The organism is Kaistella haifensis DSM 19056, assembly GCF_000735695.2.
GTDB classification, from domain to species: Bacteria; Bacteroidota; Bacteroidia; order Flavobacteriales; family Weeksellaceae; genus Kaistella; species Kaistella haifensis.
In genome coordinates this window covers 17,681-29,357 of the sequence record NZ_JASZ02000032.1, presented here as the reverse complement: position 1 = coordinate 29,357, position 11,677 = coordinate 17,681, and the positions used below count along the sequence as shown (strand labels likewise).

Here is an 11,677-nt window from a genome sequence, read left to right as displayed (position 1 = left end):
GCGCAAAAAATTTAGAACCAGAGCGGCAATAGAACCTATCATCGGACATTTAAAAACCGATTTTAGGCTGGCAAAAAATTACTTCATGGGAGAAACGGGACCACAAATCAATGCATTACTAGCTGCAACCGCTTGGAACATGAAGAAAATGATGGAACTACTGAAACAGAAAATTATTTTCTTATTTTATAAGATACAAATTATGCTGTTTTCTAATCCTGTTTTTAAAAATAAATTAAATAGTGGGTTTTGTTAAGGAACGACTATGTAGTAATTTTCCAAAATATGTTTGACTGCTTACTTCAATTGAGTCCTGAAGTTCTTTGCGGAAGTGACTTTGCAACTTTTCAACAAAAAAATATCTAAAAATGTTAACTTCTGAATTTGTTACAAGAGGAAACCTTACTTTAAATAAATTTAGAAAAGAATTAAAGACATGCTGAAATGGGTGCCCGTCATTTTCTTCGTAGCCCTCAATTATCTTCTCTTCATGGTCATTTAAAAAATCTAAAACTTTTGGGTGAATTTCATCAAAATGCTCATGTAGTTCCACAGGGAGTTTTTATTTAAACCAATAAAGCAATGTAAGTGATCATTTTACTGACAGTAAGCAAGTTAGATAATTTTATAAAAGCAAAAGGCATCGTATAAACCATTAAACAATCCCCGATTTAGTCCCTGATTTTAGAAGTAGGGACTAGAAATTGATACTTCAAATTTCTTCGTAATAAGTATTTCCCCCCTTCCTTTATTACATAAGTGGTTGCGTACGAGCAAAATAAAGTGCAACCGGTCTTTATTTTACGTGTTGCACCCTATTAAACATTGCTCATCAACAAGTATCTTAATAATTCAAAGTAATCCCTGCACCCCAGCTCATATCGCTGTCGTAGTGGGTTGAGATTCCGATATTTTTAGTGACGATATATTTAAGACCTGCCATATATTCTTTGTCGGTATTGACCATGAATGCCCCGCGCAAACGCGCTGTCAACGGAATGTCTTCACGTTTCAGCTGGAACCTTACAATTCCGTCTGTAAATATTTCTGCCTGCAGGTCCACCAACATCGGGAGTTTATACATGATACCAGCGCTGAAAGTTTTTCTTTCATCTTTAGTAGATGCCTGTCCAAAAAGGTTTTTTTCGATATTATACCTGTCAATCTTTCTATAATGATAGTTAAATCCGATAAATGGTTTCAGCCACTGCATACGGTCCACATACCTGCCGAGTTGCGTTTCCACCTCGTAGCCGTGATGGGGATTGTAACCTAAACGCCATTCTGTTCCCAATTCCCAGCGGGCATTTGAAATTCTCGCCATCCCGTCGTTACCATTGGTGGCGAAATCGTTTTCGGCCATCAGATGCCACATGTTACTTTCGCGCTGGAGCTTTTTGTAAGCTGAAGCTTTATCGGGCAGCAAAGGATTCTGATAATCACCAACAGCAAAAACACGGTTCATCCCCGCCATCATGTGATAGAGGATGTGACAGTGGAAAAACCAGTCCCCGTCAGTTTTTGCTTCAAATTCGATGACATTAGTTTCCATCGGCATAATATCCAACACATTTTTGAGGGGTGCCTGAACGCCATTTTTGTTGAGTACCCGAAAATCAAAACCGTGCAGGTGCATCGGGTGACGCATCATTGAATTATTGAATAGGGTAATGCGGAGAATTTCGCCTTTTTTTACCAATATTTTGTCAGATTCCGCCAGGACTTTATCGTCCATGCTCCATATGTAGCGGTTCATGTTTCCCGTAAGGGTAAACTTGAGCTCGCGCACTGGGCTGTCTTTCGGGAGTGAAGTATCATAAGGCGATTTCATCATACCATAATTCAATGTGGTAATCCCGGAAGCAGGCATCTGGTGTTTTGAGTGATCCATTTGCGCATCGTTGTTGTCCATCTTGTCCATCGGCATTGCTGCATTATTTTCAGCACTAATTTCAGGATACATCACCTGATTCATATCCATCGTCTGATAACTCATCTTCATGCCCATATCTTTCATGTCACCGTTCATCTTCATCATGTCGTTCATCATCTTCATTCCTTCAAAGTATTTGAGTTTGGGTAATGGATCATGGGATTTCGTAGCTCCTTCTCCAATAAACACTGACGCAGATTTTGTGCGGTCTTCGGGTGTAACAAGTAGTTCGTATGAAGTGTTTTTTTCAGGAATTTCCACTACGATATCCACTGTTTCGGAAACCGCCAGGATCAGGCGATCCACTTCGACCGGTTCAATGTCCAATCCATCACTGGCCACTACTTTTATTTTTCCGCCCGCATAATTAAGCCAGAAATAAGAGGAAGCACCGCCGTTGGCAATTTGAAGCCGAACTTTATCACCGGCTTTATATCGGGAGAGTTGACTTTCGATTTTACCGTTAATCAGGAATGCATCATAATATACATCGCTCACGTCCATGGCCAGCATCCGTTTCCACTCGTTGGTGAGTTTTGTTTTAAAGTGGCCTTCTTTAATGGCTTCGGCATAACTTTGAGTACTGCCTTTTTTAATAGCAAACCAGTCGTTCGCATTGTGGAGCATCCGCTGGACGTTGTTGGGGTTCAGGTTTGTCCATTCGCTAAGGATAAGATGCTCTGTGGGCAGATCATCTATCCCTTTCCGGAAGGTAGGATCTTCGGGACGTTTTTTCAGAATCATCATCCCATACATTCCAATCTGCTCCTGCAGGCCAGTATGCGAGTGATACCAGTGGGTTCCGTTTTGGATGATCGGAAACGAATACGTGTAGGTTGAATGTGGTGGAATGGGTTTCTGGGTAAGCCAGGGAACCCCATCTTCTTTATTTGGAAGATGAAGACCGTGCCAGTGCAGAGAAGTTTCTTCGTCCATTAAATTATGGACAATCACTTCCGCCGTATCGCCCTCATAAAACTCCAGTTTTGGCATCGGAATCTGCCCGTTTACGGCAATGGCGCGTTTCTGTTTGCCCGCGAAATTTACCAGGGTGTCTTTCACATAAAGATGGTAGGTCACTTTGCGTCCGCCTTTTAGGTGCTTTTCGGGCATGGGCATGACCATTTTGTGTTCACCATGTATCTGCATGTTTCCGTGTGCAGAATGATCTTCCTTCTTTCCTTTTTGAGGCACCAGATTCATACCGCACTTGGGACACTTTCCGGGTTTGTCCGATATCACCTCGGGATGCATCGGGCAGGTGTACATCTTTTGCGCTTCTTCATGCTGATGCGCATCTGAAGTTTGATGTTCCGGGGTTTTGCCGGTAGACTGATGCCGGCCGCTTTCCTTCTGAGGGACCAGATTCATACCGCACTTGGGACACTTTCCGGGTTTGTCCGAAACCACCTCGGGGTGCATCGGACAAGTGTACATCTTTTGCGCTGCTTCATGCTGATGCGGAGCAGGTGTTGAATGTTCCGGCGTTTTGATGCTCGCTGGGTCTTTCGGTACTGCTTTAGTCTTTGGCATCACCGGTTTTTTAACTTCCGTTACCGTCTTTGTTTTTGCAGCGGTAATTTCAGGTTTCTTACCCGTAGTTTTTTTAACTACGGTGGCCTTTTTAGGAGCGGGCGCGGATTTGGCCGCCGTTTTTTTCTCAGTAACGGTTTTCTTCACCAAGGTCATACCGCAAATGGGGCAGTTACCGGGTGCTGATTTCACGACCTGCGGATGCATCGGGCAGGTGTACACGGTTTTGGTGCTCTGTGAATAACTGTTTATGGACATTGCCATAAATAGAAAGAGCGAAAATATATATTTCATCTTGTGATTATTTAATTTTTAACAAACTTGCATTAAGTGCGACCACGATGGTGCTTACACTCATCAGCACTGCGCCCATGGCGGGACTCAGGACAAATGTAGGATACAGAACACCCGCAGCAAGTGGAATAGCCACGACGTTGTAGCCCACTGCCCATACGAGATTCTGGATCATCTTGCTGTAGGTTTTCTTTCCAAAATCTATCATTTTCACCACGTCTCGAGGGTCACTGTTGACCAGAATAATATCTGCGGTTTCTGCAGCAACATCAGTTCCGCTGCCAACTGCAATGCCTACATCTGCTGCTGCCAAAGCCGGTGCATCATTTACGCCGTCACCTGTCATCGCAACGATTTCCCCTTTATCCTGAAATTCTTTTACTTTTTCCTGTTTGTGGTGCGGAAGTACATTTGCCAAATATCCGTCCATTCCTAACTGCTTTGACACCGCCGCCGCTACCTTTTCGTTATCACCTGTAAGCAGGAATGATTTAATGTTCATGCTTCGAAGTTGGTCAATAGCTTCTTTTGCGCCTTCGCGAATGGTATCTGCTAAAGAAACAATACCCACGGGCACGTCATCAATCAAAATAAAGTTCACTGTTTCTGCATCCTGGTTGATTTCTTCCGGAATGGCAGGTACCTGTTTATTGTTTTGAACAAAATAATTAGGACCAGCCGCGACAACCGATTTACCGTTTACGATTCCTGTCACTCCAATTCCCTGCATGTAGCGGAAATTATCTGACTTCCATAGCTCCAGTTTTTTCTCGGAAAGGGTCTGCATGATTCCTTTTGCAATGTGATGTTCGGAGTTCTGCTGCACTGCTGCTGCATACTGGAGTAAATCGTTTTCCGAATAGTGCTCAGTTAGAGGAATGATTTTCTGCACGGTGTGGGAACCTTTCGTAAGGGTGCCGGTTTTATCGAAAATAATGGTCGATAATTTTCTCGTGGTTTCAAAAGCCGTTCGGTTTCTGATGAGTAAACCATTTGTCGCTGAAAGTGTAGTGGAAATGGCCACCACCAGAGGGATTGCCACTCCTAAAGCATGAGGGCAGGCTGTTACCATTACCGTTACCATCCGTTCCAGAGCAAAAGCCAAATCTCCCATGGTGATGTACCAGTAAGCGAAAGTTCCTACTCCCACCACAATTGCTACTATAGTAAGCCATTTGGCTACTTTATCCGCCAGATTCTGAGTGTTCGACTTTGCTGCCTGCGCATCCTGAACCAAATTAATGACCTTATTGAGGTACGAATCCTTTCCAACCCCTGTTGCTTTTATCTTTAAAGCCCCGTCTCCATTGATAGACCCTGCGATAACCTTTCCACCGGCCTCTTTTCTTACAGGAACACTTTCTCCCGTCAGCATGCTTTCATTTAAATAGGAACTGCCCTCGACAATCAGACCGTCAGCGGCGATTTTTTCGCCTGGTCTTATGATTACGGTATCTCCGTTTTTCAGCTGTTCCAGTTTTATTTTTACCGGACTTCCGTTACGCTCGACGGTTACGTCATTTGGTAGCAATGCCACTAAGGATTGTAACGCATTTGAAGCTGCCATCTGTGAACGCATTTCGAGCCAATGACCCAGAAGCATGATGACAATTAGGGTGGCGAGCTCCCAAAAGAAATCCATGCCCGGCAGCCCGAATACGACGGCAACGGAATAGACATAAGCTACGGTAATCGCCAAAGCAACGAGCGTCATCATCCCAATAGCTCCGGCTTTCACTTCGCCCAAAAACCCTTTGAAAAAAGGCATTCCACCGTAGAAATAAATAATACTTCCCAAAACCAACAGCACGTATTTATCGCCTTGAAAAGCTATGGTGAAACCAAGCCACTGCTGAATCATGTGGGAAAGCAGCAGCACCGGGACAGAAAGTACCAGTGTAATCCAGAATCTTTTTAGAAAATCCGGAGTATGATGACCTGCATGTTTGTCAAATCCCGCCGCTGAACTATCAGATTCGGAGTGATGATCATGATTCTGATGATGATGGCTGTGTTCGTCTTTTTCAGGTCGGGCGGTTCCTCCCAAGGGAATTAAGTTCATTCCGCAAAGTGGACATTTCCCCGGTTCGTCCTTCAATATCTGGGGATGCATGGGACAGGTGTATTTTTTCATAATTCAATTTTTTTGCGTTAAATTCTGCTATTTGAGATTACTTCCGGGTTTGAAGTTCTTTAATTTTCGCCCTCATGACGGCAATTTCTTCCTCCTGTGCTTTGATAATTTCCTCGCCCAACTTTCTCACTTCCGGATCGACCAGATTACTTTCTTCGACCATAAGAATAGCCCCTGCATGGTGTGGAATCATGGACTTTAGAAACTGGACATCTCCCACGGCTGTCTGCTGCCGAATCCCGGACCAAAACAGCACCATCATCAGCACTCCTAGGCCCATAAGAATTTTATTGAGTTTTTTGTTGGGATACATCTTCCCCATTAACAGCAGTTCGATGATTAACATAGGAGAAGCCATCAGGCCTGCCATGTATAACTGGTTTATGTTTGGAATTACGTTAGCCAGCTTGTCCACCATCGCATACATTAGTATAAACATTGAAATAAAGGAAATCAGAAGCATCCAAAATAACTTTTTGTATGCAGAGGCATGGCTTTCTTGCGCGTGCTGGACAGACTCCTTGCCCGATTCCATTTCATGTTTGGAATGATTGCATGTTGTTGAATCAGTATCCTTAAGCATGTTGTGATCATGTTCTGAATTTTTCATAATAATAATTTTTTATATGTTAACAATTAGGATGAATATTTTTTGTTCATAAATTATCTAAAATGAATTTCACTCTTTCTTCGGGAGGCAAAACCGGAACAAAAACGATAGTGAAACCGAGGTTGGTGTATGTTTCTATTATCAACTGATGAATTAGTTTTTGATCGTCTTCATTTTCGGTTCTCGCATAGTCTTTGGTAAACGGCAATCGGTCTAGAATAAAGATTTTTTTGTAGGAAACCCCGTTGACGGCATTAAGTAACTTTTCATCATAATCCAAGTTTAAAAATTGATAATAAGCCATTGCGTCCGGGATAGCCCTGTCCAAAAAAACCATATCCTCCTTATTGAGCGATCCTTCTTGGGCAATCTGCATATCTAACACGCCCAATTGAAATTTCGTTTTATTGCTTCTGATTTCTTCAACAGAATTTCCTTCATTATGCATGGTATCAATGTAATGCCTGGCGTGCTCAATTGTCGTAAGGTAACCTTGCTTCTGAAGCAAATCAATGGTCGTTGTTTTTCCGGTACTGGGTCCGCCGGTAATCACATACCAGTTGGTCTCATTTGAATGCTTGATTTTACTGTCCGTTATATGATTCATCTCTCCAAATTATAATTCTTCAATATCATAAAGTTGCGGTATTTGGGAATCCCAGCCGTAGGTTTCTTTTATGCCCAGCTGCAGCGCTTCTGCGCCTTCTTTCTCACCATGTACGACGAAAATTCTTTTCGGTTGGCTGGTTATTTCATTCATCCATTGTATGAGCTCATTATGGTCTGCATGGGAAGATAAGCCTTCAATTACTGCTACTTCCATATTAAATGGGATCCATTTTCCGTATACTTTTACTTCTTTCTCGCCCTCCAATAATTTTCTTCCCCGAGTTCCTTCGGCCTGATAGCCCACAAAAAGCAGGGTATTATCATAGTTTTGTGCCTGGGTTTCAAGGTAGTTGAGCATTCTGCCACCGGTGAGCATCCCGCTGCCGGCGATAACAATTTTTGGTTTGTTGTCGGAACGCAACTCCATGGTTTCCTGATAGCTGCTGACCACCGTGAAATGATCGCACATTTCATCACATTCGTCGGTTGTTAACCGGTGCCAATCTCTGGTACGGTAAAACAGATCGAGTATGCTGGCTCCCATCGGACTGTCCATGATTATCGGTACTTTGGGTATTTTATTTTCGTTAAGCAACCTCCATAAAATAAGCATCATCAGTTGAGCACGTTCAACCGAAAAACTTGGGATAAACAGGCTGCCTCCACGGTTAATGGTGTCGTTGACTAATTTTTCAATCTCCGGAACCGCTTCCACTTCATCCGGATGAAACCTTCCTCCGTAGGTCGACTCTATGAAAAGAACATCCGCCTTTTCTGGTTTCAGGGGTGGAAACAACAATAAATCATTTGTGCGTCCAATATCTCCGGAAAAAACAAAACGTTTGCCATGTACATCCAACTCAATGAAAGCTGCACCCAAAATATGCCCATTGTACTGAAACCGTGCATTGATACCATCAAACAAAGGAATCCACTGTGATGGCGGAACCTCCTTAAAATGGGGCAATGTTTTTTCTACATCCTTCAGGCCGTACAGCGGTTCTGCGAGACTGTGTTTGGAGTAGCCTTCCTTATTGGCTCGCGCTGCTTCCTGTTCCTGTATTTTGGCACTGTCGTTCAGAATGATTGTGGCAATATCCAAAGTTGGATTTGTTCCGTAAACTAATCCACTAAAACCATATTTTACCAATCGGGGAAGGTATGCTGTGTGGTCGAAATGGCCATGAGTCAATAAAACGGCATCAATGGCTGAAACGTCCACAGGCGGATATTCCCAGTTTTTAAGCCGTAATTCCTTTAATCCTTGAAAAACTCCGCAGTCGATTAGGAGTTGATGTGCTCCTGTATCGATTAAATATTTGGAACCCGTTACTGTACCCGCAGCGCCCAAAAAATGAATGGTAATTTTTGTATTTTTCATTGGGCAGATTGATTTAGTGCTGAGTGCATAATTCTTTTGCGTCTTCGATAATGTTTTTATGGCGTGGTTTTGCAAGTCCGATTTGGTTTAAGACCCCCGGGTTTTCGTAAATTTCTCTGCAAAGAACTACACCAAGGTCTAACAATTTTGTTTTCTCGTTTTTTGTCAGGGTCGTTAATGCGGTTAATGGGTGCAAACCGGATTTGTCTATTCTCTCTTTTAAACCGTTCCCAAAAGGATAGTCCCAGCTTGCCATTAGTAAACCTGCACATTTCCCATATTGTGTGGCATCAGAAGTGAATCTTGTATTGGTGTACACACCTCCTTTAGATATTTTTCCTTCGTTACTTTTTTGTTTTTTCCACTGTTTTTCTACATCCAGAAATCTGGAATTGACATACAGAGGAATTTTTACATTGCAAAATCTCCCTTGGTCGCTGTGAAATTTACATTCAATAAAACAGTGCTGGTCGTCTTTGTCAGCGATGACATCTATTTCATGCGACACGCAATTTCCCTGAACAATGACCCCAACCTGGGTGGAAAAACCTTCATGAGCCATCAGTTTGCCCACTAATTTTTCAAAGGGAAAACCGGAGGGACCCAATTCAAAGAGTGCGTTTTTGAGTTTGTATTTTGAAGCACTTACGCGGGAATATTTTTTTAACAAATCAAAAGCAATTTTATAGATCTTTGTGGTGGTCATGCCTTCGTAAATCGTGGACTGAACCTCACCAACGATTTGCTGAATGACGTTTTCCCCAGCAGACGCGCGCCTAAGTGAATTAATGAGTTTTTCGACATCAAATGCGACAATATCTCCGGACTTTTTTACGATGCTAATGGGAATCTTCATTTTCTGATAGTTTGTTGAAACTTATTTTAGGCAACTGTTATCTTATTATCGAGATATACACTCTGTACCCTTTGTAGCAAGTTCACACCGTCTTTAAACGGGCGCTGAAATGCCTTCCGACCCATAATCAGTCCAGTGCCGCCCGCTCTTTTGTTGATGACCGCTGTTGTAATGGCCTCAAGCAGATCTGACTCACCTTTTGAATCGCCACCGGAGTTAATTAATCCGATTTTGCCCATGTAACAGTTCGCTACCTGCAGCCTGCAGAGGTCAATCGGGTGGGGAGTTGTTAATGCCTCATACATCGCGTCATCGTATTTACCGAACTTAATGTTTTTGAATCCAAAATTATTTGTCGGCAATTTTTGTTTAATAATATCAGCTTGAATTGTTACTCCGATATGATTGGCTTGTCCTGTCAAATCCGCAGCGGAGTGATAATCCTGATCTGCTGTTTTAAATGCCTCATTTCGAAGATAGCACCATAATATAGTCGCCATACCGAGCTGATGGGCGTGCTCAAACGCCTCGGAAATTTCTGTGATCTGCCTGTCGCTTTCGTCGGAACCAAAATAGATGGTTGCTCCTATGGCAAGGGCCCCCATATCCCAGGCGTTTTTAACTTTTCCAAATAGCGTTTGGTCATATTTATTTGGAAAGCTCAGTAATTCATTGTGATTAATCTTTACAATGAAAGGGATTCTGTGCGCATATTTTCGGGCATTCAAGGCTAACCCGCCGAAGGTAGAAGCCACACCGTTACAGCCGGCTTCGAGTGCAAGTTTTAAAATGTTTTCAGGGTCGAAATAGTCGGGGTTTTTATAAAATGAGTATACAGCACTATGCTCAATACCCTGATCAACAGGAAGAATGCTCAGATAACCCGTGCCGCCAAGATTACCCTGACCGTAAAGTTGAGCGAGACTCCGCAGAACCTGCGGGTTTCTGTTGCTATCGCCAAAGACCTTTTCCAGACTGTATTTGCCTGGAGTCAGCAGTTCATCTTTTGTAATTTTTTGGCAAACGTGATCCAAATAGAAGGCTGCCTTCTTGCCTAATAAGTCTGCAATGTTATCGTTCATTTTCATTTTTTTTAAACTTTAATTTAATCCCTAAATTTCTATATATTTTAGAAATAGGCATTTGCGGAAGTGCGCGTCTTACAAATATTTGCAGGGTACAAAACCATTTTCCTTAACATTCCGTTTTATTAATTTGATAATTTACTTTTTGCTTACTCCTAATAAAAACTCTGTTTAACTCCAAGGCTTTCGTTGGTCTTAAGTATCGACTTTTCAGCGTCTGGTTCAATTCCGGTTAGGGCACGGATAGCGTCAATGGTTTCGGGGATTACGATAGCCTGATTATCGACTAGGTAAGCATAGAACACTTCATCTCCAACCACTTTCAGCATGTCTTGCCACAAGGCTACTTCATACATATCTCCATAAGGGCGGCCTATTGCAAGCATTAATTCCTTAACTGTATTATTAGCGGCTAACTCATCGCTGTATTTAATCATTGCAATTCTGGTAGATTTATTGAACGCATCCAAAACTTCTTCCTTATCGGCCTTTCTGGTCAACTGTACATTCCAGTAATGTAGATGGCTTAACGTTTCCGGTACTTTAACTGCTGATGTGATAACGTCAAAAGAGGGGTCAACGGATTGCGCATCCGGCCCCTGATGACTTGGTATTTCTTTTTCGGGAACCAGGGTATTCATAATCCCGGTCAAATGGCTTTCCCATGGGTCGGTTGCACGACGAAGTAAAGTGCCTCTTGCTTTTAAGAGCAAGCCTGCATTCTTCAGTGCGGTTAGTGTTCTTACAATGGAAGTAGTGTTACAGGAAACTACTCTTGTAGCATCAAGGTTAATTGCAGTTGCATAATTATTTTCGGCACTAAAGGAATGACCGGTTGCTTCATGCTTTTCACCTCCTTGTAATATAAACTTTTTACCAAGTTTTTTATAAAGCTCTATATTTTGAGCCGCAATTTTTTTGGGCGTACAATCCACAATAATATCTGAGGATGCAAGCAGATCGTTCAACGTGCCTGATGAATTTATGCCTGCTTCGTTCATCTTTGTTTTAAACATGTCATCGGAAGCAAACACGGGATATTTTTTTAATACCGCCATTTGAATGCGCCAGTCAGTTACCACATCGCATACACCTGCCAGTTCCATATCTTCTTGCAAATGCACTGCATCGGCAACCCGTTTGCCAATGACACCATATCCGTTAATGGCAACTCTTATTTTTTCCATAATATATATATTTAGCTTATCGATTAAATTAAAAGGTTTCCGATGTGTATTTCCT

9 protein-coding genes and 2 pseudogenes are annotated in these 11,677 nt (G+C 42.4%); 1 reads left to right on the top strand and 10 read right to left on the bottom strand.

Going from position 1 to position 11,677, the window contains the following annotated elements:
• A pseudogene (locus tag AP75_RS14325) lies at window positions 1–256 on the top strand (hypothetical protein); the annotation flags it as partial.
• Here the strand turns inward: AP75_RS14325 and AP75_RS14550 are convergent.
• The 10 genes and pseudogenes from AP75_RS14550 to AP75_RS12025 form a co-directional block, all read right to left on the bottom strand.
• On the bottom strand, window positions 236–553 hold the full coding sequence (locus AP75_RS14550; RefSeq protein ID WP_088264847.1) for a hypothetical protein: 318 nt from the start codon (window positions 551–553) through the stop codon (window positions 236–238). The pseudogene AP75_RS14325 and the gene AP75_RS14550 sit on opposite strands and share 21 nt — an antisense overlap.
• A gap of 291 nt (window positions 554–844) precedes the next feature.
• Complete coding sequence (locus AP75_RS12060) at window positions 845–3,370, bottom strand: multicopper oxidase domain-containing protein (RefSeq protein ID WP_449404351.1); 2,526 nt, start codon at window positions 3,368–3,370, stop codon at window positions 845–847.
• Between the two features lie 246 nt (window positions 3,371–3,616).
• Window positions 3,617–3,724, bottom strand: a pseudogene (locus AP75_RS14895) (heavy metal-binding domain-containing protein); the annotation flags it as partial.
• 43 nt (window positions 3,725–3,767) lie between these two features.
• A complete protein-coding gene (locus AP75_RS12055; protein WP_088264846.1) occupies window positions 3,768–5,894 on the bottom strand; it encodes a heavy metal translocating P-type ATPase in 2,127 nt (708 codons plus the stop codon).
• Between the two features lie 37 nt (window positions 5,895–5,931).
• Window positions 5,932–6,504, bottom strand: a complete 573-nt coding sequence (locus tag AP75_RS12050) for a DUF305 domain-containing protein (RefSeq protein WP_242589820.1) — start codon at window positions 6,502–6,504, stop codon at window positions 5,932–5,934.
• A 46-nt stretch (window positions 6,505–6,550) separates the two neighbouring features.
• Window positions 6,551–7,111 carry an AAA family ATPase gene (locus AP75_RS12045; protein ID WP_088264845.1) on the bottom strand — a complete coding sequence of 187 codons (561 nt, stop codon included), beginning with the start codon at window positions 7,109–7,111 and terminating at the stop codon, window positions 6,551–6,553.
• Window positions 7,112–7,120: 9 nt separating this feature from the next.
• Window positions 7,121–8,494 (bottom strand): MBL fold metallo-hydrolase RNA specificity domain-containing protein, encoded by a 1,374-nt coding sequence (locus tag AP75_RS12040; protein ID WP_031502522.1) that lies wholly within the window; start codon window positions 8,492–8,494, stop codon window positions 7,121–7,123.
• Window positions 8,495–8,507: 13 nt separating this feature from the next.
• Window positions 8,508–9,350, bottom strand: coding sequence for an ATP cone domain-containing protein (locus AP75_RS12035; RefSeq protein WP_031502521.1), 843 nt, complete (start codon window positions 9,348–9,350; stop codon window positions 8,508–8,510).
• A 26-nt stretch (window positions 9,351–9,376) separates the two neighbouring features.
• Window positions 9,377–10,438, bottom strand: coding sequence for a class I fructose-bisphosphate aldolase (locus AP75_RS12030; protein WP_072997248.1), 1,062 nt, complete (start codon window positions 10,436–10,438; stop codon window positions 9,377–9,379).
• A gap of 152 nt (window positions 10,439–10,590) precedes the next feature.
• Window positions 10,591–11,622 (bottom strand): type II glyceraldehyde-3-phosphate dehydrogenase, encoded by a 1,032-nt coding sequence (locus AP75_RS12025; protein WP_031502518.1) that lies wholly within the window; start codon window positions 11,620–11,622, stop codon window positions 10,591–10,593.
• Between the last annotated feature and the right edge of the window lie 55 nt (window positions 11,623–11,677).